The following is a 21656-nucleotide window of genomic DNA, read 5'->3' as shown; positions in this document are numbered from 1 at the left end:
GCCCCTATCTTAGTCATGGTCCGCGCCGCGTCTAGCGTTGCGCGCCATTTTTGCGAGCTGATCAGGGCGTTGGCGAAAGGCTCGCCAACGCCACGGACCTCTGCTTTTTATCGCTGCCCCTGATAGAAGCGCGCCTTATTGGCATACATGGCATCGTCAGCCACCCGGCTCAGCTCCGCCAGCGGGGTCTGGTCGCTGCTGCTCCAGCCGATGGCAAAACGCAGCGGGAAGCTGTGCTCCCCATGCTGCACGATGGCGTGCTGCTGGCTTGCCTCAAGTCTACCTGCCAGCAGCTGGCTGGCGAGGTGATCCGCCTCCGCCAGCAGCACGAACTCGTCGCCGCCGATGCGGAAAATCTTCTCATCCTGACGGCAGAGGGTGCGCAGCTGGCGAGCCATCTGGATTAGCAGGGCGTCGCCAGCCTCGTGCCCATACTGGTCGTTGGTACGCTTGAGGCCGTTGAGATCGAGCATGAAGAGGGCGAGGTGACGCTCCGGATGGCGCGCCAGCACTGCTTGATAGTGGTGGAAGGCCTCTTCGAACGCCTGCCGGTTGGGCAGCCCGGTGAGGTTGTCGGTGCGGGCGACCCGCGCCAGTTCGTCGGTGAAGAGGCGCCCCTCGATGCCCACCGCCAACTGCTTGGCAAACAGCCGCAAGATGGCCCTGTCTTCGGACTCCAGCCCTTCTGCGCTCACCATCAGATAACCAAACAGCACGCCACTTTGGCTACCGGGCAGAGTCATGATCTTCCAGAGTGCGTTATCCCACTGGCATTCGGAGTGTTTGACCTCCTCATCCATCAGTTGAGCCAGTTTCTCCTGCAGGGCATCCCGCAAGGGGGCATCGACCCCCTGGGTCAGGGAGTAGTGGGGCTGGCCATCGCGGCGGATCACCAGTCCCCAGCGGTGGCCAGGATAGAGCTGCGAGAGTTGCAGCAGGGCGGAGCTGGCCAGCTCGGCAATATCGATATCCAGCTGCTGGTGCAGACCGAATTGCAACCAGGATTGCAGGATATGGCGGCTGCGCTCCTCCCGGCTCAGGGCCGAGCGCAGGGCGGTCGTTTGCGAGGCAACCTCTTGCTCCAGTTCGTCGTTGAAGCCGAGCAGCCGCTGGTTGAAGGCCTCTTTCTCGCTATTGGCCTGCTGCAGCTGTTCATTTTGCTGATAGAGCGCCCGCACCTGATCCGAGATGGTGCTGGCCATCTCCTGCAGCAACTGGCGCACCTCGTCGTACTCCACAAAGCGCAGCGGCGCCTGCCGTTGCTGGTAATTGCCCTTGCCATAGCTGCGCACCAGCGCGGCCAGCGAGCGCAGCGGTCGGGTGAGCCAGCGGGTGAGCCAGACGCAGCCGATGGCTACCAGCAGCAACATGACGGCGATGCTGACGGTCAGCAGCTGTTGGGATTTGTTGAGCTCGCTGACCCTGTCATTGCTGTAGCTGTAGAGGGTGATGGTGGGGGTGATCTCCTGCTCCAGCTGGGGCCAGCCAATGGCCAGGGGCTGCGCCATCTTGCTTGGCTCCCTGTCATCCATGGCGTTGGCGCTCTGGTGAGCCCCTTCGTAGAGACGGTTCTCGCCCTGGGAGATCACCAGATATTCGCTCCCCTTGAGATAGGGTTCCAGCAACTGGGCCATCTGCCGCCAGGGGAGAATGGCCATCACGAAGCCGGAAGGGGTCTGCATCACCCCTGCTCGCTGGTGGTTGCGATAGATGGGGGCTACCAGCGCCAGCCCGCCGCTGCGGTTTTGCTCCATGTCGTCGACCAGCACGGGATCATCGACGGGCAGCAGCAGATGCTTGCCCTGTTTTGCCTCGCGGGTCTTGCCCCAGGCCATCAGCTGCGGCATCAGGTTGCTCGACTCGAGGTGGGAGGCCTGGCCATTGATGTACTCCACCACCAACCCCTTGTCATCGATGAGGTAGGCCGAGGTGAGCAGGCTGTTGGATTTGACAAAGGTGGCCAGCGCCAGCCGGGCATGGCTGGAGAAGAGAAAGTTGTCGAGGGCCTGATGGAGTACCCGATCCTGGCTGAGCTGATTGAGCTGGGTGCCGATCAGCTCGCTGCGAAAGCGGGCCTCGCGGGTCATGCTGGTGAGGGCTCGCTCCAGCTGCGATTGCTCGCTCTGGGCGATGATTTGGTGCTGGCGGATCAGCAGCACAGTGCTGGCCAGCAGTGCCGGCAGCAAGGCGACGGTGAACAGGATGATGATGAGGGTCGGGCCGAGCCGAAAGGTGCGATGTTTCATGGTGTTTTGACCTGCCGGTACTGCTGATCGGCCAGCTGCTGCATATAGCGGGCGGTGTCGGCGGCACTGATCCCCTCTTTAAAGCGCTCGAACCCTTTCTCCATCGCTTGCCAGGCGATGGACATGGCGCTGTCGGAGGGCATGGGGGTACTGAGGGTGAACTGTTCCAGCAGCACTTTTTCCTGAGGCGTGGGACGGCGGCTGATGGCGGTAAAAGCCTGCTGATTGACCGGCAGCAGCGCCCCCTGATGATAGATGGACTGCTGAATATCCTGACGCTGGATAAAGGCCATCAATGCCTTGATGACGGGTTGCCGATCCTCATCGTCCATCGCCCAGCGGGAGGCTCCCATCACGTAGGCGCCGCTCATGGAGTGCATGGGATGGCTTTGCCAGCGGGGCAGCAGGGCAACGCCCAGCTTATCCCCCATGTTCTTCACCAGATCGTTGAAGGCCCAGTCCCCATTGATGAGGTAGGCGCTCTTGCCCTCATTGAAGCGGGTGAGGGCGGTGTCATAGTCGCACTCGGGATCGACCCACTGTTCGCTGACGACGGTGCGGTAGGCCTCCAGTGCCTGCACCATGGCCGGGCTGTCGAGGGAGATGCGCCCTTCGGTCACCGGCGAGCCGCCAAAGGTATGTAAAAAGGCGGCGAAGTAGTACATGTCGTGATAGGGCCAGCTGACGGGGTCGACCCCCTTGGCCTTGAGGGCCGGGGTGATAGCTGTCAGTTGCTGCCATTGGGTCACCGGAGTCGAGACCAGCGCCTTGTTGTAAAACAGCATCAGATGGTTGCCCTGCATCATGGGCATGCCCCAGCGTTGCCGATCCAGGGTGACATAACGCAAGGCGCTGTCCATCAGCGCGGGGGAAAACCACTCGGCCGGGAGGGGTGCGAGGGTCATCTGGCGATAGAGGCCGATAAAATCGGAGGGGATCAGCATCAGGTCGGGCAGCCCCCTTGCCTGAGCCGCCAGCAGGAGATCCGCCTTGATCTTGCCCGGCTCAATCTGGGTGACCCGTACTCTGTGGTTCCCCTCCTGATTGAAGCGGGCGATCACGTCGTCGATCACGTAACCGGCCTGCTGGGAGTGCCACAGCTCCAGTTCAGGCTCCTGAGCCTGCAGGGGGTGGCTCAATGCGAACAGGCAAAGCAGCAAGAGATGATAAAAAGATCGTTTTCTGCTCATGTTATCATCACCGTTATTCCCTGAATTCCAAGGGAAAAATGTAACAAACTACCGGCAAGATCGGTAGGCTCGGGTGTCAACTAATTGACTGAAACAACAAAAAGCCCGGCGCGTGGGCCGGGCTGGAGGATAAATTGCTTATCCGCATATTCTTCGAGGCATCTATTGTGGATGTTGTTTGAGGATGTCGTATATCTCCTCTTTCAGTTTGAGTTTCTGTTTTTTCAGATCTCTCACCTCGGCGCTATAGTCGCTGGCGTGATGCTTTTCCAACTTTCTAATCTCCGCATCCAGGTCGTTGTGCAAGTCAAACTTCTTCTGGAAATGGACATCACTGCTCTTCAGTTTCGAGATGAGTTCTCTGTACTCTGGGAACATGTAATGGAGCCTCCTTGGTTTCGTTTGATTGTGCCTGTAAGACCAAAGCTACCCCTTAGTGCCGGGGATAAATGTGATCCTGATCGGATTTGGGGGCAATGATTTGGAGTATTCGGCGGGATATTTATAACTTGTTGAATCAAAACAAGATAAGTGATTTATCAATCTGAATGGTGAGCCAAACTGTGCGACAAGTCACAACAGGGGCAGTGTTGGCGTGAGGGCGCAGGATCAAAAAAGGGGCCGAATGGCCCCTTTTTATGGATGCAGCGACGTTACTCTTTCTCTTCGTCCGCTTGCTCTTTTTTCTTTTTCTTCTCGGGCAGCGGCTTGCCATCGCGGTGGATCACCTTGCCCGCTTCAAAGCCAATCTGGGCCGCCAGCTCCTCCAGGTCCGCCGACTTGGCCTGATCCCCGATGGCGTAGCGATAGTTGGCAATGGAGAGCTTTTCGGCCACCGGCGTGCCCGGGACGATAGGCTCGCGCCAGCCCTGGCCGATGTGGGCCACCAGGGTGCCGTTCATCAGCAGCTCGCCGACGATCTCCTGGGTCGGATTGCCCTTGCCGTAGGTGAGACCCTGCGGGTGCTTCTTGCCGACCAGTGGTTCGTTGCTGGCGGGGAGCAGCTTGGTGCGGATCAGCCACTTGGGCTTTTTGGTGTTGCCCACCGCCTTGCCGGTCTGGTACTCGTTGATCTTGATGGTCTTGATCATCTGGGCCATGAAGTCCTTGGTCAGCGCCTTCTGGGCGTCGCTGGTTTCATCGATGGCGATGGGGGCCACATACCAGGTCTGGGTGGCTTGAGCCTTGGGAGCGGCAGGGGCAGTTTGCGCCATGGCCAGGGGGCTGAGCAGGATGGCAGCCAGCAAGAGTCCTATCTTCTTCATTGTGATTCCGCTTTTGTTTCAACAAGAATTTTGTTTTGCCAGCGACGACTGCGCCAGCGCCAGAACATGGCCAGACCGCGCACCCACTCGTCGCAGGCCAGCGCCAGCCAGATACCGACCAGTCCATAACCCTGCATGATACCGAGGAAATAGGAGAGTGGCACGGCAATTCCCCACATGGAGAGCAACGCCATGTAGAGGGGGAAACGGGCATCCCCAGTGGCCCGCAGGGCGTTGATCACCACCAGATTGAAGGTGCGGCCGGGCTCGAGGATAAGGCTGATAAGAAACAGTTGCGCCACCTGGGTGATGATGTCGGCATCATCGGTAAAGAGGCTGATGATGGTGCGGCCGTTGAGGGCTGCCGCCACGGCGATGACGCAGGTGACCGCCAGCCCCAGCTTGAGGCTCTTGAGCAGCTGCTGATAGGCGCGATCGAACTGTCTGGCCCCCGCCAGATGGCCGATGATGATCTCGTTGCCAAGGCCGATGGAGAGGCCAAACAGCAGGATAAACAGGCAGATCTGGAAGAAGTAGGATTGGGTCGCCAGCGCCTTGTCACCCAGCAGTCCGACAAAGGCTGTCACCACCATAAACTGCAGCATCCAGGAGAGGTTCTCCCCCGCCGCCGGCAGGCCGATATGGAGCACCTTGCCCAGCATCTCCCGGCTGGGATGGACGATATCGCGCACCACCAGTCGAATACTGGTCTTGCGGGCTACCAGCCACACCAGCAGCACCACACCCACCAGTCGCCCCGTGACCGTGCTGATGGCGACACCGGCGACACCAAGCTGGGGCAGGCCGAACCAGCCGTAGAGCAGCAGCAGGTTGCCAACGAAGGTGATGAGGTTGACGATGAGGGTCACATACATCGCCTGACGGGTGTGGCCGTGGGCGCGCAGGGTGGCTGCCAGACAGAGGGCTGCCGCTTCCGGCAACAGGCAGAGACCGATGATCTGCAAGTAAAGCGTCCCGTCGCTCATCAGGTTGGCAGGCAGGTTCATCAGCGCCAGCATGGTGCTGGCCCCCGCCATCACGCCAATGGCCGCTACCAGACCGATCAGCAGGTTGAAGCCGATGGCGGTGTGGATCACCACCCGACTCTTCTCCCGATCGCCTGCCCCCAGATACTGGGTGATCACCACGCTGGTACCGATGCTGACGAAGCTGAACAATGTGATGGCGAGATCGAACACCTGATTGCCGACCGCCAGCGCGGCCACTCCCTGATAGGAGACGTGACCCACCATGAAGGTGTTGAGGGCACCGGTCAGAAAGTGCAGGGCGAGATCGATAAAGAGCGGCCAGGTCAGCGCAAAGAGCGTGCCCGGGCCTGCATGGGATTGAGATTGCATGGCATGTCCAACAGCTGGGAGGGCACGGGGGAGTGCCCTCTGGGGGCGCATTTAACACCAAGGCCAAGGCCGGTGCAATCCTTGTGCAGGATTGCACCGGCCAGGGGAGCAGGCCAAGGGGTCAGGCAGGCGTGGCGCCCGCCTCCTGTTCGCTTGGCAGGGTGAGGCGAGCCGAGTCGGGCAGGGCATCATCCTGTGGCCAATTCGAGCGGATGGCATCTGTGGTGCTCTCCACCACCGCATCATCCTTGAACACCGGCTCGCGGTAGCAGCGGGTCAGGCGCAGCGCCTGATACATGTCGGGGCAGAGGATGATCCCCTCATCGCCGACCCGCACGCCCGCCTGCTTTAGCCAGTGAGTCATCTGGCCGTGGCGACCCGCCATCACCATATGGATGCCGCGCCGTTTCAGCTCTTTGTGCAGCTCTCCCACCATGCTCATCACGCTGATGTCCTGATGGGTGAAGCAGGCGACCGCATCGATCACCAGACACTTGGGGGCTCGGGGATCCTGCACCAGCAGGGCCAGCACCCGCCGCTTGAAATAGGGGGCATTGAAGTAGGTGAGCGGCGAGTTGAAGCGATAGACCAGAATACCCGGGATCGCCTTGGCCTGTTCGTTGTCCCCCAGGGTACGCACCACCCCCTCGTCATCCATGCCAAGCAGCTGGTCGGTGGGGCGCATCACATTGCGCAGGAACTGGAACAAGCCGAGCAAAACCGCGAGGGTGATCCCCGGGATCACCCCCATGGTGAGCACGCTGATAAAGGTGACCAGCGCTAGCCAGAAGGCGGAGCGATCGGAGTGACGCAGGGCCCAGAGACCGCGAAAATCGGTGAGCGACAGGGAGGCCATCACCAGCACCACCCCGAGGGCGGCGGTGGGTATATATTTGAGCGGCGCCGTCAGATAGAAGGTGATGAGGGCGATCACCGCCGCTGCGATGATGGAGACCAGCTGGCTCTTGCCGCCGTTGGCATCGTTGACCGCGGTGCGCGAATCCGCTCCGCTGATGGCAAAGCCTTGGGAGACCGCCGAGGCGAGGTTGGCCATACCGAGGGCCCGAAACTCTTTGTCTGCGTCGATTTCGTAACCGTTTTTGGCTGCAAAGCTGCGAGCGGTCAGCATCATGGAGACGAAGCTCACCATGGCCAGGTTAAGCGCAGGCAGTACCAGCTCCCGCATCAGACCGGGGGGAAATTCCGGCATCTGGAACGCGGGCAGGCCGGAGCCCACCGTCCCCAGGGTGGCGATATTAAACTGGCCGAGATTAAAGCCCCACACCAGCGCAGCGGTCACCACCATGGCCACCATGGAGGAGGGCCATGCCGGTTTGTAGCGCTTGGCCAGCAGCAGGGTGAGCAGGGCCACCAGACTCATGGCCAGGGTCGGCAGATGGGTCTGGGTGATATAGGTGGCCCCGCTGGCGATCCGCTCGATGAGGTAACGTTCGCTGAAAGTGAAGCCGAAGATCTTGGAGAGCTGGCCCACCATGATGGTGATGGCCACACCATTGAGCAGCCCCATCAGGATCGGGCGGGAGAGAAAGTCCGCCAGCACCCCCAGCTTGAAACGGTTGGCAATCAGGCACCAGAAGCCGGTCATGGCGGTCATGGTCATCACCAGTTGCCAGTGACGGGTGGGGTCGCCTGCGGCCAGCGGCGTCACCACGGCGGCAATGACCGCGCAGGTGGCGGCATCGGGGCCGACAATCAGCTGGCGGGAGGTGCCAAACAGGGCGTAGACCAGCATGGGCAGGATGCAGGAGTAGAGGCCGACGATGGCACCCACCCCGGCAAGCTCGGCATAGGCGATGGCGACGGGCAGTGCCACGGCCGCCACCGAGAGTCCGGCGCGAAGATCTGGCATCAACCAGGCGCGCTGGTAATGCAGCAGGGCGGCGAGGCCCGGTAGCCAGCGTTCGAGAGAGAAGAAGTCGCGCATTATTTAACCCATTGAGTTACAACCAGCTTTTCCCCTAGTGTGCCCAAGGTTATCGAAAGATTGCAATCAGGTTATGGCCAGTTTACCTGAAGGTCAGGCCAGATAGCCTGCCAGCGTTTCTCCTTGATGCGCTGGGTAAAAATCTGTTTGTCCTGGCGACATTTGGGGTTGGCACTCACTTGCAGCGACCAGTTGATGGCAAAGCCGTAGGGGGCAAGCCACTCGAACTCGCCATCCCGGGTGAGGCGTACGCCGATGCAGGTGGGCACCTCGACCCAGTGGCTGAGCGCCTCAAGGCTGCTGGCAAACGGCGCCACCAGCTGCCGCGTGTGCATGCGGGCCTGATTGCGCACTTCCCACTGCTGGCCGGGCAGGCGTTTGGCGAGCCAAGCTTCGTGCTCCGCTTCGGCCAGCCCTTGCGGGTCGCTTTTATCGAGATAGATAAGGTCGATATCGTTGAACGGGGTGGGCACCGCCTTGTGGTGAAGGTGATCCCAGATGAGGTTGCGGATAAAACCGGCTCCCAGCGCCCAGTCGGGCAGATTGAGCTCGGCCGCGGCTTGCAGGCAGGCTATCCGCTGCGGATCGGCCCGCAGCAGGGCTTCTGTTTTGGCTTGGAATTGCTGTTCGAGGGCGGAGTTCAGAGGTTCAGTTGTTGGCATTGCGGCGTAACCAGACATCAATGTAGCGGCAGCTCGGCACTATAGTGAGCCCCTCCGCCTGAGTCCAGTTGAAGAAGGCGCGCGCCAGCTGATCGGCAATCCCCTGCACCCGCAGCTCGGGGGGCACGAAGGTGCTGTATGCGTCGATGGTCTTGGCGTCGAGCCGCCGGTAGCGCAGTCTCGACTCTTTTCCCTCCACCATACAGATGAACTGCTGCTGGTTGGCCTGATGGATGATGTCGCTCATGGTGGGCACCTCTGGCATAAAGTTGGGTCTCTCGGCACAACATAACTGTTAGCCAAGGTATAGAACAGATAGTGGATGATGTATCGATTGTTATCAGGATTATTGAGCCAGCTCTTGCTCTCTGGCTTTTATCTTGGCACGAATCGATGTGGCAATAATCAGCAAGTTCGGAAGAGGTAAAAATGGACACGGTAATGTTGAAAGTTACCCGGAAGGTGTTGGCTCAAAGTCAGAACAGCCCAGATCAGCGGCAGATTGCGATTTCTGATGCATCCAACCCTGAACTCAAGGCTCAGTTTGAAATGGCAGGTAAAAATAGAAAAATTCGGCTGTTGTTGGCCAGGAGAATCTCATTGTGGATGGGGGATACGGGGGCTATTTGGTATAGCCACAACCGAGCGAGCAAAAAGAACCAAGATGATTTTGATCAACTCTTTTTATTGTTGGCGCACCATCCTGATGCGCCATTCCAGTTTATTTGTGAGGTTGTAGCCGATTAGCCACTAGGCCCAGGCTCGCTCCAACAGAGTGAGTAACTGCTCACGGTCGGCGTCCTTGCGATTGAACAGCAGGGCACCGTCGTTGACCGCCAGATCGCGGATCTCGGTCAGTAGCGAGCGATCGCTTACCCCTGCCTCGCTCATGGTGCGCGGCAGCTTGACCGCTTGCCACAAGGTGTCGCGCAGGGTGCGAATGGCTGTGATGGTCGCCTCCGCCCGCTGATGGGCCGGGGTGGCGGCAAAGCGCTCTGCCCCCACCAGCGGCAACAGCAGCCGGGCCAGCTCGCTATCCACCTCGGGGCGGTTGTAGTCGAGCACGGTCGGCAAAAAGAGGTTCATGCACAGCCCGTGGGGCAGATGGCAGCGGGCTCCCAGACTGTGGCCGAGGGCGTGCACCAGCCCCACCATAGAGTTGGAAAAAGCCATGCCAGCCAGCGTGGAGCCTTCCGCCAGCTGCAGCCGCAGCAGTTTGTTTTGCGGGTCGTGGATGATTTGCGGCAGGGCGCTGGCGATCTTCTCCACTGCCATCAGGGCCAGCGCATCGCTCACCGGGTTCTTGGCGGTACCGATAAAGGCCTCGATGGCGTGGGTCATGGCGTCCATGGCGGTGGCGGCGGTGATATTGAGGGGCAGCCCCTGGGTCAGGCGCGGGTCTAACACCGCCAGCTGGGGCAGCAGGAAGGGTGAGGTGAAGGGCACCTTGCGCCCGCTCGTCTCATCCTTGATCACTGCAACCAATGTCACTTCTGATCCTGTGCCCGCTGTGGTTGGTACCACCGCCAGCGGCTTGAGGGGACGGGTCAGGCAACCGGCGCCCGAGTAGTCGAGCAGATGATCCCCCCCCATGGAAGTGAGAATGTTGACTGCCTTGGCGGTGTCGATGACCGAGCCGCCCCCCAGCGCCACCAGACTGTCGCAGTCGAGCTCGCGATAGCGTTTGGCGATCCGCTCTACCACGGCGGTGGAAGAGTCGGCCGGGATCTCGTCCCAGATGGCGGCAACCGGCAGCTCCCCCTCGGCCAGCACATTGGCCAGCAGGGTGGCAAGGCCGGTGGCATTGACCCCCTTGTCGGTCAGCAGCAGCGGGCGACGGGCCCCGAGGCTGGCCAGCTCGCTGGCCAGTTGCTCCAGCGCCTGTTCACCGGCCAGCAGTTTGACCGGGCAGAAAAAATCGTAATAGCGGCTCATTTCAAGGCTCCTTGCGCGTTAGCCGGTCACCAGACCCAGATAGATGTTGCAGGCCCGGCTGATCTTGTTGGTCGGGGCGGGATAGTGGCGCAGCAGCGGCCGCGCGATAAAGGCGGGCAGGATCAGGGACTGCAACTGCTCAAGCCCCCGCACCAGATGCATGGCAACGGTCAGGTCTCCCTCCACCAGCAGCCGGTTTTCGCCAAATGCCTGATTGACCCCGAGCCGAAAACTCAGGGCGCGAAAGGCGATATTGGGATGCTTGAAGCGCACCCGCAGCGGATGGATGGTGGCATGGGGGGCGACTGGCGCACCGGGATACCAGCGGCCACCCTGCTTGTGCATGTTCATGGCGTAGCCGATGCCGCCCACTTCGAGGCGGATTGCCAACCCGTCCGGCAAAGGCGCCAATTCGCGGCGTACCGCCTCATCGGTACGGGCGGCGCGGCAGAGGGTGCGACCTACCACCCAGAGCAGAGTGGTGATCCAGAGGCGGCGGCCAAGGGCGGCCGCAGGTTCAAACATCCGTGTTTGCATGGGGATTGGCTCCTGAGATGGCTGACCAGAAGAGGGCAAAGGCACTGGCTTGCCAGTAGTCGTCCTGTCCCAGCTCCGGTTGATCGACAAACAGTGATGCGCAGGCGAGGAACTGGCCCTGACACACCTCCAGCAACAGTGGTGCGGGAGCCTGCATCAGCTCGCCGCTGGCCTGCCCCTTTGCCAGCAGGGCAGGCAGAAAGCGCAGGGCATCGTTCAGGATCTGGCTGCGGGCCGGTCTGGCCAGCAGCGGGGAGTGAAAGAAACCCAGCACAAATTTGAGCTCATTGGGGTTAGCCTGCATCCACTCCATCGCCAGCTGCCAGTAGTGGCGGGTCTGGTCGTACAGCGGCAGGGTGGGATCTGCTTCATGGATGGCGCTCCCCATCCGGGTTTTCACATCCTGATAGAGGGCGAGGATCAGCGCCTCCTTGCTCGGAAAGTGGTGGAACAGAGTGCCGTTGGCCACCCCGGCCGCCTTGGCGATACGGGCGGTGGCGGCCCCCTGCAGGCCATCTTCGGCGCAGAGGGCGAGGGCGGCATCCAGGATCTGGCGGCGCTTGTCGGTCATGTTTTGTGGCTGCGGGATAGCCTGGTTCATGGTCATCTCCATCAGCGCAGGAAGAAGGCCATCATCAGCTTCTGGATCCAGCTGTGGTAGGGGGGATGGATCAGGGAGCCGGTGGTGAACTTGCCGCGGGTCAGCACGGTTTTCGCCTTGGAGAAGGTAAGAAACCCCTCGTGGCCGTGGTAGTGGCCCATGCCGGAGGCGCCGATGCCGCCAAACGGCACATCGTCGGCCGCCACCTGAAACAGGCTCTCGTTGATCGCCATGCCGCCGGAGTGGGTCTCCTGGGTCACTCGCGCCTGCAGCTCGGGGTCGAAGCTCATCAGATAGAGGGCCAGCGGGCGGGGCCGCTCAGCCACATAGGTGAGCGCCTCCTCCAGGGTGTCGTAGGGGATAAGCGGCAGCAGCGGGCCGAAGATCTCCTGCTGCATCACCTGACACTGGCCCGGCACTCCGGTCAGCAGGTGGGGCGCCAGCAGGCGACGCTGGTCATCGCGGGCCGGGCTGCCACAGGGGTGGAGCTGGGCACCCGCCTGCTCGGCTTCATCGAGCCAGCTGACGAGACGTTGATACTGGCGGTCGTTGATGATGGCGCCGTAGTCGGCGCTATTGAGCCCCTGCGGGTAGAGCTTGCTGAAGTGGCGGCGATAGGCGGCGATAAAGTTATCCACCTCGCTGCGGGGCAGCAGCACATAGTCGGGGGCGACGCAGATCTGCCCGGCGTTGAGGCTCTTGCCGAAGATCATCCGCTCGACCGCGGTGGCGACCGGCATGTCGGGGGCGATGAGGCAAGGGCTCTTGCCACCCAGCTCAAGGGTTAGGGGGGTGAGCTGGGGCGCGGCGGCGGCCATCACCAGCTTGCCCACCATGGTGGAGCCGGTAAAGAGCAGGTGATCGAACGGCAGTGAGCTGAACGCCGCCGCCATCTGGGCATCCCCCTCGATGATGGCGATCTCGTTTTCGTCAAACACGCTGGTGAGCATGGTGCGCAGCACGGCATTGGTATGGGGAGTGAACTCGGAGAGTTTCAGCATCGCCCGGTTGCCCGCCGCGATGGCGGTGATGAGGGGGCCAAGGCTCAGCATCACCGGAAAGTTCCACGGCACGATAATGCCGACCACCCCGAGCGGCTGAAAGTGCACTTCCACTTTGGCGGGGGCCAGCAGCAGGCCGGTGTGACGGCGGTGGGGTTGCATCCAGCGCTTGAGCCGCTTCTGGGTGTAGTTGATCTGCATGATGCAGGGCAGCACATCGGCGATCAGGCTGTCGTAGTGGCTGCGCTGACCATAATCTGCCGCCAGCGCCTTGCACAGCTGCCCCTTGTGGGCGAGCAACGCCTGCTTGAGTTTGGTCAGCTGCGCCCGGCGCTCGGCCAGGGTAGGCATGGGATGAGCCAGACTCGCCCGCTTGAGCCGCGCCAGCTGATCCGGCAGGGACAATTTGATGGCGAGGATATCCTCAGGAGTGTGTTGAAGCTGCGCCGCACCCATGTTGTTCTCCGCATGAAAAATGACCGACTGATTAGTCGGTCTAAATCTAGCTGTTTGTTACCGGAATGTAAAGCTGGCAAGCTGTCTGCCGTTCACCACGAGCCAGACGCAAGAGAGAACTGTGTGTCTCCCCACACTTTTGTGGTTTGCTCGTTGGTGGCTTATCTAATAAGGGGTAGTTTTTGGCTATTAACCTACACGGAGAGAGCACTATGACCAGGGAACTGAACAGCTTGTTGGCCCGGCTTGAAGATGTGGTTGAGCGGATGCCGGATTGCTTCAACACCTACGAATTCGCCCAGAAGCTGGCACTGCAATATCAGCCGGAATTCTTTGCTGCGGGCCACTCGCTGGCCGAGCACGAGGGCAAGGTACTGCGGGTGCTGCACCAGAAGATCGCCGAGGCGCTGGCAGGCAGCGAGATGGTGATTGAAGGGGCTCTGCTCCCCTGCGTCACTCCCTGGGGGGAGAAGGCGACCTCACCGCGCTGGCACCGCAAACACTGAGGATCCGGTCAGGCAGATCACTGCCAGATAGCAGATAACGAACAACGATAAAGGGCGCGGCGCTGGCAACAGGGCCGCGTTTTATATGCTAATTGTCGCCAGCAGCGCCCCGCTGCCGGGAGCAAAGGCCCGCTCTGTGATCCCATGCCGGGATATGGGGGCGTCAGCCGGGTAGACTCTCCCTTTTGCCGAAGGGTTTGTCACCGTAGGAATTTCTCATGACCCATAAAATCATTCTGGATACCGATCCGGGTATCGACGATGCCATGGCCATCCTGTTTGCCGAGGCTCATCCCGCCATCGAGCTGCTCGCCATCACCACTGTTTTTGGTAACGCCACCATCGACAATGGCACCCGCAACGCCCTCTGGCTCAAGCAGAAGTACGGCATGAAGGCGGATGTGGCCAAAGGTGCGGCTGCCCCGCTGCTGCGCGAGCCGGTCGGCCCTACCACCATAGTCCACGGCCCGAGCGGCTTTGGCGACATGGAGGCGGGGGAGGTGACTATCGCTCCGGATCCTCGCCCCGCTTGGCAATATATTGTCGAGGCGGTGAAAGCCGCGCCGGGGGAGATCACCCTCGTCACTATCGGCCCGCTCACCAATCTGGCGCTGGCGCTACAACAGGCGCCCGAGATTGTCTCGCTGGTGAAACAGGTGGTAGTGATGGGCGGCGCCTTTGGCGTCAACGGCCATCGTGGCAACGTGACCCCCTATGCCGAGGCCAATATTCACGATGATCCCGATGCCGCCGACCGGGTCTTTACCGCCGACTGGCCGTTGGTGATCATCGGGCTGGACGTGACCCAGCAGAGCTTCTTCAGCAGCGCCTATCTGGATGAACTCAGGGATAAGGCGGGGGAGCCGGGCCGCTTCCTGTGGGATGTCAGCCGCTTCTATCTGCGCTTCTACTCCGAGAAGCTGGGGCTCTCCGGTTGCCACGTTCACGACCCGTCCGCCATCGCCTATGTCATTGACCCGACCCTCTTTACCCTGCGGGAAGGGCCGGTGCGGGTTATCACCAGCGGCCCGGCCATCGGCCACACCCTGCAAAAGTTCGATGGCAAACGCCACTCCCACGATGACTGGGCAGCCTATCGCCCGCAGCAGGTCGGGGTGGCGGTGCGCGATAAAGCCTTGCTGGCACTCTATCGCGAGACGCTGGTGGGCTGGGGCAAGGATTGCTGAGCAAAGAGGCGCTATTGCGCTGACGCGGGGGCTGTGATCGGCGCCAAACAATCGGAGCGCACGGCCGCTTATACTGCCTGATATCAAGAGCTTGGGAGGGATGAAGATGGCCTGGATTTCCTTGATTGTGGCGATTGCGCTGATCTGGTGGTTGATGAAGCTTGGGCGTGGTGCCCTGTTCGAAATCCGCCTTGCCCCCGGCAAGGTAGTGGTCAAGCAGGGCAAGGTGTCACCCGCTTTTATTGAGCATGCCAAGCAGATCCTGCGCCACGATACGGTGCGCGGTCGCATTGTGGGGCAGCGCGATGGCGATGGTGTGAAGTTGATCTTCTCCCGCTCTATCCCCGAGCCGGTGGCCCAGCGGTTTCGCAATATCTTCCCCTATGGCGATTACCGCCAGCCAACGGCGCCGCTGCCGGGGCCCAAATCCCGCAAGGGATAAGCACCGGAACGTGGTTCATCAATAGCAAACGGGCCTCCAGTGGAGGCCCGTTTTTTATGGCACTTGGCCAAGAGAGAGCTGACAGCCCTTACTCCTTGCCGTGCAGCTCGCGCTGGGCCTTGACCGCCGCCGCCTTGACGGCGGTGCCTTCATTGCCCCAGGAGGCGCGCAGGGTGTTGACCAGCTCGGCGAGCCGCTCGTCATCCATGGTCCAGCCATAGCCCGGCATGTGGTAACCCAGATGGCCGTGGGTGACCGGTGTTTCGGCGCCGTGCAGCAACACGTTGATCAGGCTCGACGGATCGCTCGCCAGCACGGTGCGGTTGTTGACCAGCGAGGGGATGACGTGGTCATTGCCCTTGCCGTTGACCCCGTGACAGGTGGAGCAGTACATGGCGTAGTCCGCCTTGCCGCTGGCACTGGCGTAGGCACGGGCCCCTTTCTCCGCCACCGGTTCATCTTTCAGATCGGTGAGATAGGTGGCGATGCTGGCCAGATCTGCGTCGCTGAAATACTGGCTGCTGTGAGTGATCACTTCCCCCATGGGGCCCGCGACCGCTTCATGCTGGCTGCGGCCGGTTTTCAGCAGATCGATCAGCGCCTGCTTGCTGTAACGGCTGCCGCGAATATCGGGGGCATACCAGCCATCCAGCGCCGCACCGCTCAGGTAGACAGGATCCGCCTCGGTCAGCGCTTTCTCCTGCATGCCAAGCCCGCGCGGAGTGTGGCAGCTGCCGCAGTGACCGGCACCCTGCACCAGATAGGCGCCGCGGTTCCACTCTTCGCTCTTGCCCGCCACCGGGGTGAAGCGGCTGTCATCGTGGTAGATCCAGTTCCAGCCCATCAGCGGCCAGCGCATGTTGAGCGGCCAGGGGATGTCGCTCTCCTTGTTGGCGATAGCCAGCGGCTGTACCTCCTTCATCAGGTAGTGATAGAGATCTTCGAGATCCTTATCGCTCATCTTGGCGTAGGCGGTGTAGGGCATGGCCGGATAGAGGCGATGGCCATCGCGGGCCACCCCTTCGCGCATCACCTTGATGAACTCCGGCAGGCTGTAGTTGCCGATACCGTGGGTCTTGTCGGGGGTGATGTTGGTGGCAAATACGGTGCCGATGGGGGTCGGGAACCCTTTGCCGCCCGCCAGCGGCTTGCTGGTTTCGCTGGTGTGACAGGCAGCGCAATCGCCCAGCTTGGCCACGTATTCCCCCGCAGACATGGCGGGGGCTGCGTTGGCGGCAAGGGCGGGCAGGGCCAGCAGCAGGGCGCTGGCGGTCAGTGACAGGGCGCGGCTCATTGGGCACCTCCCTTGCTCATGGCTACCAGCTCGTTGACGGCGCGCCACGCTTCGTCGATGGCGGCGTGGGCGTAGGGGCTCCAGCCTGCATCCGAGTTGGCGATGGTGATGTTGCCGATCGGCTGGCGACCCAGTTCAATCCATTTTTCGCACTGCGCTTCGTCATCAAACAGGGTGTTGGTGACATAGGAGTAACCGTGAGACCAGCGGTTGACCGTGATGGCGAGGATATCCTGCTCATGGTTGAAACCGGCGCTGCCCAGCATCCCCTGCAACTGCTCGCGGATCATCTGCTCATGCTGCTCGAACGGCATGCCGAGGATCATGGCGCGCCCCTTGCGGGACTGTTCGCGTGCCGAGAGGCCGCTGCCCGGCAGGGTCGGCACATAGACCATGTGCAGGCACATCGGCTGATCCGGGCTCTTGGGATGCTCGTAGCCACCCATGCTGACCGGATAGTCGAGCTTGACCCGGCTGTAAGGGGCGGCGGGGGAGTAGACCTCGTGTACCCCCAGCTTGACGAAGGCTTGCCAGTTCTTGATCACCACCTTGGTGTAGACCAGCGGCGCCTTGGCATTCTGGCGCAGCGCCTCCTTCTGGGGCTCCGGCATCTCGGGCACCATGTAGGGGATCATCATGTTGTAGCCAGCCATGATCGACTGCTTGGCCCGCACCCGATGCAGTTTCCCCTCCTTGATGTAGGTGACATCCACCGCCAGCTTGCCGTCGGCGAGGCGCACGTTTTTGGCCTGCAACGCCGTGCTGCCAAGGCGCAGTTGCACCTTGTGCTCAGGCAGGTCGAGCTTGCTGTAGTCAAACTTGGCCAGCACCACATCTTGCATGGTGTGACCCGGCGCCACCTGCGGAATGAGCTTGCGCACCATCAGGCGGGTGAGACCGGCGTTGCCATCGGGGAAGTGGAAGATGTAGGGATCGTCCAGCTCCGCCTGCTCCTCGGCATCCAGCGGCGTCAGATTGAGGCCGTCGAAACCCGGCAAGGCGCAGAGGCGCGCATCGGCGCAGGCGGTGGCGTCGATGCCGACCGCCTGGAAGTCGTTGGTGCGCTGCTGGAAGTAAGTGATCGCCCGCTCGCTGAGACCCACTTTATCGCGCAGGAAGGTGGTGTAGCTGTTGCGAGTCACCCACTCATCCTGCTGCTCGCGGGTCATGCCGCTCAGGTAGTCGATCTTCGCTTCGTGCAGGGCCAACAGGGCGGCCTTGTCGGCATCATCGAGGGGGAAGTCACCGATAAACTCTGCCAGCGGCCGGCCGTTCAGGCGATCGCGCGGGATATCATCCGCCACGTTGTGGCCCGGATCCCCGTTCACTATCTTGTTGACGCCAAAGTGCTTCTCGTCGAAATAGACGCCGCGGCTGAGCCCCAGATCCGGATAGAAGGTCTGCTGGAAACCGGCGGCCAGCTCGTCGATGTTGACCTCCAGCGCCTTGAGCAGACCGAGTGCCACCGGGCTGTAGACCGAACGCGGTGATTGCAGGGACTCACTGCCGCCGTAACCCAGACGCAGGCCATCGGGGGTGGTGAACTCGTTGCGCTTGGCGTGGCCGCCAAAGTCGTCGTGGTTGTCGAGTAGCAGGATCTTTTTATCCGCGCCAAGCAGTTGCTGGTAGAAGCAGGCGGCTGCCAGACCGCTGATCCCGGCGCCGACGATCACCAGGTCGTACTCTCCCTCTAGGGGAATATTGGCAAAATCATACTGCTTGCCATCACGGGCGATGCTGTGGGCCGGTTCGAAGGAGCCCGGGTGGTTACCGCGCAGGCCGGTGAGGGCGGGCGGGTAGGCCAGGGTTTTATCCGCCAGCGTGCTGCCGCCTTCGGCAGCCTTGAGCAGATTGATGGGAGCGACGCCTGCCGCAATGGTGATGGCAACGCCGTTGAGAAAATCTCTGCGTGTAATACTCATGGCTATCCCTGTGTTAGGAGAAGTAATGAATAAGTGGATTCATTATGGGAGGGAGACACAGATCCTGTTCAGGATTGGGCGCCGAATCTACCGCTATCCTCACGCTGAGTCCATACGATTGCTAATGGATTATTAAGCACCATTTTCCTGCTTGTGACGAGAGTGATGCGCTGATGGGGGTGATTTTCCCTGTTGCAGGGCAAATTATCTTCCGGCTCGGTCGGTCAATGATTGCCGCAGCTGATTAGTTTGGGAGGCGTTAGGGCATCATTGTCGACTCGGGGGGATGATCGCGCTAAGCTCTTAACTACTTGTTTTATCGACTCTCTTTTTATTCATAGGCATAAAGGCCACTCAGGAGGCGTAATGAACTGGTATATCTCGGTCCTCAAGCAATATGCGGTATTCAGCGGGCGGGCCCGTCGCACCGAATACTGGATGTTCGTGCTGTGCAACGTCATCGTTATGCTGCTGCTGGGCATGGTGGACAAGCTGATCGGCGGCGACAAGGAGCTGATCAGCTCCATCTATTCGCTGGCGGTGCTGCTGCCCTCGCTGGCGGTGGCGGCCCGTCGCCTGCACGATACCGACCGCAGCGCTTGGTGGCTGCTGCTCGGGCTTATCCCCATTATCGGTACCCTGGTGCTTATCTACTTTATGGTTTGCAACGGTCAGCAGGGGCCAAACCGCTTCGGTGACGATCCCAAAGCGGCCCCCTCACAGGGCTTTATCGTCAGCTAACGGGCGCGGCTTGGCCAATCATCGGTCAATAAAAAGAGAGGGAGGCGTGATGCCTCCCTCTCTTTTTCGTGTTGATGGCCGATCAACGCTCGATCAGCGGGGCGGAGCGGTAGCTCCACATGCCGTAGGTGCGCAGGGCGTCGCGGTAGATGCCGAGCAGCTCGCTCTCGCTCGGGGTGGCCAGCTCCTCGAGGGGCTTGTCGGGGTAGCTGACGCTCGCCACCTTGATGTTGGCCGGACCAATCTGGTCGCAGGCGATTTCCAGCACCGTCTGGCCGCGACGTACATGGCTGGCGGAGCTTACCAGCACCGCATAGTCAATCTGGTGGCGGGCGAGGGCATAGGCGCTGTAGAGGGCGTTATCCACCGTGCTGGTGGCGTAGTTCTCTTCAATCAGGCGGCTGCGGTCGATGCCATGGTTGGCCAGCCAGTCGGCCATCAGCTTGCCCTCGGTCTGGCGGTTCTGGGGCACACCGCCGGTCAGGATGATCAGCGCTTCCGGGTCGGCTTTGGCCAGCGCCAGAGTGGTTTGCAGACGGCCCAGCAGGATCTTGTCCATGCTGCCGTCGGGATTGAGGGCGTAGCCCAGGGTGACGATGGCGCGTTTTCCCTCCTTGGTGGCCTTGACCTGATCCTCGGTCAGTTCGGTCTGCAGCGGGGCGGCGGTGATCCGCTGCACCCGGGCGATGATCTCCTCCAGATCCGCGGCGCGGCCACTGTTGCGATCCGCCACTTTCGCCAGATAGCTGCGGGAAGCCTCCTTGTTACCCTTCACCAGCTGCCAGATGGCGAGATAGCTGTTGATGTCGAGATCATCGGGGGCGACGGCCTGCGCCTGCTCCAGCAAGGTGATGGCGCGGCTCAGGTTGCCGTTGTAGATCTGGGCGTTGGCCGCCGAAATGAGCAGGTCGGTGCGGTAGGGTTCAAGCTGGTAGGCGGCCAGCAGCCGCTCGGTCACCAGCTCCATATTGCTCGGCATCTTGGCGGTAAAACCGGCGTGGGAGATTTTGGCTGGCGACTTGTAGATCTGCAGCGCTTCGCCGAGCAACATGTCCACCGCCTGGCGTTTGCTGACCAGGGTATTGAGGTCGTGCTCTATTTGCATCGAGCTCTCGGCCGCTTGCAGGGCGAGGGGCGAGAGCGCCAGCAGGCCGCCGAGGGTGAGGGCAAGAAGGGTCTGTTTCATCAAAAGGTCCTCTGTCGGGCTGAATCGCGCCGTGGCGCAGCGGCTTGTGGGCCGATGGGATAAGGCAAATGTGCGTCAATTCAGTCTGTTAGTGCCAAAGAGAGGGCAATATAGCAGCTAACGGTGCGGTAAACTGTGAGTCGGGGCGAGTCGTCGGGTGATGCCACACCTGTGGCCGCAAAAGTGGCCGCAACGGGTCAGCAGCCATCTGAAAGGGACAGGGGGAGCGTGACTCCCCCTCCCTCTGTTGTGATGCAAGACAGATGGTGTGTCAATCCATCTGTTGGCGAGTGTTCGCGGTCAGTTCCACATCGGGGAGATGCGGGCTTCCAGCGTCTCTTGCTGCTCTTCGGGCATATCGCTGAAGAAGTTGAGTTGGGTCTGCTCCTCCACCTCGCGCACCGAGACTCGGTAGTCGGCGATCTGGCTGATGGGCACCTCTTCTTGCGGCATTATAAAGGCGATGGCCTGCAGTCTGGCCGGGTCCATCACGATCTTGTAGTAGGCGCTCGGGATCGCCACACCCTGACCGATGGACTCTTCAGAGCCGGTAAAGATGGGGCCGGTGATCACCTGCACATCCTTGCGGGAGACCGCCCACTTGTTCACCTTGTCCTCCAGCACGCGCCACGCCTTCTGGTTGAGCACCCCGATCTGCGGTGTCATGTTGCTCAGCAGGAAGCTCTCTTTCATGGTGTTCTTGTTCGATTTCATGTCCCCCGCCGGGGCCTGATGGCCACGGTCGTAGCCCGAGCCCTTGTAGTCGGAGAGGGTGGCGCGGTAGGCAACCGGGATCTCCCTGTCCTCGGCGAAGGCATCCTTGCGCGGCACTGTGCCCTGTGCGCTTTGGGCGGTCATCCGGTAGGAGACCCAGTCCGCCACCTTGTAGTCGTAGTTGTAGCCGACCGCATACCCTTCACGGCAGAGCTTCTGATCCGATTCGGAGGGCAGGCCAAAGCGTACGTGGTCGCCACACGTCCAGTGAGCCGCCAGCAAGGGGGGGGCAGTGAGGGTGAGGGTAACAGCCAGAACCAATTTATTGATTTTTATCATTTTTGTGATGCTCCAGTTTAGTAGGCGGAGCCATTTGACATGAGATCTGACCAGCGCTTCAATTGCTGTTTTTTTACACGTCACAGTTCTGTGACGGCTCGCCAAGATCCGTGATGTGACTGGTTAATA

The 21656-nt window shown here is 61.1% G+C and carries 21 protein-coding genes; 5 read left to right on the top strand and 16 right to left on the bottom strand.

The window, feature by feature from the left end; genetic code table 11:
• Nucleotides 1–107 precede the first annotated feature (107 nt).
• The 8 genes from AB5Y67_RS08205 to AB5Y67_RS08170 all read right to left on the bottom strand — a co-directional run bounded on the left by AB5Y67_RS08205 (nucleotide 108) and on the right by AB5Y67_RS08170 (nucleotide 8913).
• Complete coding sequence (locus AB5Y67_RS08205) at nucleotides 108–2246, bottom strand: diguanylate cyclase (protein WP_199415895.1); 2139 nt, start codon at nucleotides 2244–2246, stop codon at nucleotides 108–110.
• Nucleotides 2243–3436, bottom strand: a complete 1194-nt coding sequence (locus AB5Y67_RS08200) for an extracellular solute-binding protein (protein ID WP_199427244.1) — start codon at nucleotides 3434–3436, stop codon at nucleotides 2243–2245. The genes AB5Y67_RS08205 and AB5Y67_RS08200 overlap by 4 nt, the downstream gene beginning before the upstream one ends.
• Nucleotides 3437–3598: 162 nt before the next feature.
• Nucleotides 3599–3814 carry a YdcH family protein gene (locus AB5Y67_RS08195; RefSeq protein ID WP_005337763.1) on the bottom strand — a complete coding sequence of 72 codons (216 nt, stop codon included), beginning with the start codon at nucleotides 3812–3814 and terminating at the stop codon, nucleotides 3599–3601.
• Between the two features lie 275 nt (nucleotides 3815–4089).
• Nucleotides 4090–4701, bottom strand: a complete 612-nt coding sequence (locus AB5Y67_RS08190; protein ID WP_199427243.1) for a hypothetical protein — start codon at nucleotides 4699–4701, stop codon at nucleotides 4090–4092.
• On the bottom strand, nucleotides 4698–6059 hold the full coding sequence (locus AB5Y67_RS08185; RefSeq protein WP_199427242.1) for an MATE family efflux transporter: 1362 nt from the start codon (nucleotides 6057–6059) through the stop codon (nucleotides 4698–4700). The genes AB5Y67_RS08190 and AB5Y67_RS08185 overlap by 4 nt, the downstream gene beginning before the upstream one ends.
• A 121-nt stretch (nucleotides 6060–6180) precedes the next feature.
• Complete coding sequence (locus AB5Y67_RS08180; RefSeq protein WP_368207656.1) at nucleotides 6181–8004, bottom strand: SulP family inorganic anion transporter; 1824 nt, start codon at nucleotides 8002–8004, stop codon at nucleotides 6181–6183.
• Nucleotides 8005–8075: 71 nt separating this feature from the next.
• Nucleotides 8076–8666, bottom strand: a complete 591-nt coding sequence (locus AB5Y67_RS08175; RefSeq protein ID WP_199427240.1) for a nucleotidyltransferase family protein — start codon at nucleotides 8664–8666, stop codon at nucleotides 8076–8078.
• A complete protein-coding gene (locus tag AB5Y67_RS08170; protein WP_005337747.1) occupies nucleotides 8653–8913 on the bottom strand; it encodes a GNAT family N-acetyltransferase in 261 nt (86 codons plus the stop codon). Before AB5Y67_RS08170 ends, AB5Y67_RS08175 begins: the two co-directional genes overlap by 14 nt.
• Nucleotides 8914–9107: 194 nt before the next feature.
• Between AB5Y67_RS08170 and AB5Y67_RS08165 the strand changes: the two genes are divergently transcribed.
• A complete protein-coding gene (locus AB5Y67_RS08165) occupies nucleotides 9108–9413 on the top strand; it encodes a hypothetical protein (protein WP_150389372.1) in 306 nt (101 codons plus the stop codon).
• A gap of 3 nt (nucleotides 9414–9416) precedes the next feature.
• Here AB5Y67_RS08165 and AB5Y67_RS08160 read toward each other — a convergent pair whose 3' ends face one another.
• The 4 genes from AB5Y67_RS08160 to AB5Y67_RS08145 are packed head-to-tail and all read right to left on the bottom strand — an operon-like array spanning nucleotide 9417 to nucleotide 13196.
• The gene (locus tag AB5Y67_RS08160; protein ID WP_199427239.1) at nucleotides 9417–10601 is read right to left on the bottom strand and encodes an iron-containing alcohol dehydrogenase; all 1185 of its coding nucleotides are present in this window, start codon (nucleotides 10599–10601) and stop codon (nucleotides 9417–9419) included.
• A gap of 18 nt (nucleotides 10602–10619) precedes the next feature.
• Nucleotides 10620–11138, bottom strand: a complete 519-nt coding sequence (locus AB5Y67_RS08155; RefSeq protein WP_199427238.1) for a hypothetical protein — start codon at nucleotides 11136–11138, stop codon at nucleotides 10620–10622.
• Nucleotides 11119–11739 (bottom strand): TetR/AcrR family transcriptional regulator, encoded by a 621-nt coding sequence (locus tag AB5Y67_RS08150; protein ID WP_040067903.1) that lies wholly within the window; start codon nucleotides 11737–11739, stop codon nucleotides 11119–11121. The genes AB5Y67_RS08155 and AB5Y67_RS08150 overlap by 20 nt, the downstream gene beginning before the upstream one ends.
• 11 nt (nucleotides 11740–11750) lie before the next feature.
• Entirely contained in the window at nucleotides 11751–13196 is a 1446-nt protein-coding gene (locus tag AB5Y67_RS08145; protein WP_199427237.1) for a coniferyl aldehyde dehydrogenase, read from the bottom strand.
• Between the two features lie 212 nt (nucleotides 13197–13408).
• Between AB5Y67_RS08145 and AB5Y67_RS08140 the strand changes: the two genes are divergently transcribed.
• The 3 genes from AB5Y67_RS08140 (at nucleotide 13409) to AB5Y67_RS08130 (ending at nucleotide 15331) form a co-directional block, all read left to right on the top strand.
• Nucleotides 13409–13702 carry a hypothetical protein gene (locus tag AB5Y67_RS08140; protein ID WP_005353197.1) on the top strand — a complete coding sequence of 98 codons (294 nt, stop codon included), beginning with the start codon at nucleotides 13409–13411 and terminating at the stop codon, nucleotides 13700–13702.
• A gap of 218 nt (nucleotides 13703–13920) precedes the next feature.
• Nucleotides 13921–14889, top strand: coding sequence for a nucleoside hydrolase (locus tag AB5Y67_RS08135; RefSeq protein ID WP_040067899.1), 969 nt, complete (start codon nucleotides 13921–13923; stop codon nucleotides 14887–14889).
• A gap of 106 nt (nucleotides 14890–14995) precedes the next feature.
• Nucleotides 14996–15331, top strand: coding sequence for a DUF3634 family protein (locus tag AB5Y67_RS08130; RefSeq protein ID WP_005353195.1), 336 nt, complete (start codon nucleotides 14996–14998; stop codon nucleotides 15329–15331).
• Nucleotides 15332–15419: 88 nt separating this feature from the next.
• Here the strand turns inward: AB5Y67_RS08130 and AB5Y67_RS08125 are convergent, their stop codons facing one another.
• Both AB5Y67_RS08125 and AB5Y67_RS08120 read right to left on the bottom strand, forming a co-directional pair.
• A complete protein-coding gene (locus tag AB5Y67_RS08125) occupies nucleotides 15420–16625 on the bottom strand; it encodes a cytochrome c (RefSeq protein ID WP_123172765.1) in 1206 nt (401 codons plus the stop codon).
• On the bottom strand, nucleotides 16622–18547 hold the full coding sequence (locus tag AB5Y67_RS08120) for an FAD/NAD(P)-binding protein (protein WP_123172766.1): 1926 nt from the start codon (nucleotides 18545–18547) through the stop codon (nucleotides 16622–16624). The genes AB5Y67_RS08125 and AB5Y67_RS08120 overlap by 4 nt, the downstream gene beginning before the upstream one ends.
• A 366-nt stretch (nucleotides 18548–18913) precedes the next feature.
• Here AB5Y67_RS08120 and AB5Y67_RS08115 point away from each other — a divergent pair, with 366 nt between their 5' ends.
• The gene (locus tag AB5Y67_RS08115) at nucleotides 18914–19288 is read left to right on the top strand and encodes a DUF805 domain-containing protein (protein WP_019446635.1); all 375 of its coding nucleotides are present in this window, start codon (nucleotides 18914–18916) and stop codon (nucleotides 19286–19288) included.
• A gap of 82 nt (nucleotides 19289–19370) precedes the next feature.
• Here the strand turns inward: AB5Y67_RS08115 and AB5Y67_RS08110 are convergent, their stop codons facing one another.
• Complete coding sequence (locus AB5Y67_RS08110; RefSeq protein ID WP_199427236.1) at nucleotides 19371–20474, bottom strand: YdcF family protein; 1104 nt, start codon at nucleotides 20472–20474, stop codon at nucleotides 19371–19373.
• Nucleotides 20475–20774: 300 nt separating this feature from the next.
• Complete coding sequence (locus AB5Y67_RS08105; RefSeq protein WP_199427235.1) at nucleotides 20775–21527, bottom strand: DNA/RNA non-specific endonuclease; 753 nt, start codon at nucleotides 21525–21527, stop codon at nucleotides 20775–20777.
• Nucleotides 21528–21656: the final 129 nt, after the last annotated feature.

Source organism: Aeromonas sp. s12, assembly GCF_040907925.1.
Lineage (GTDB): Bacteria > Pseudomonadota > Gammaproteobacteria > Enterobacterales > Aeromonadaceae > Aeromonas > Aeromonas veronii.
Note: the sequence above shows the minus strand (reverse complement) of the source record. Positions and strands in the feature narration are given on the sequence as shown.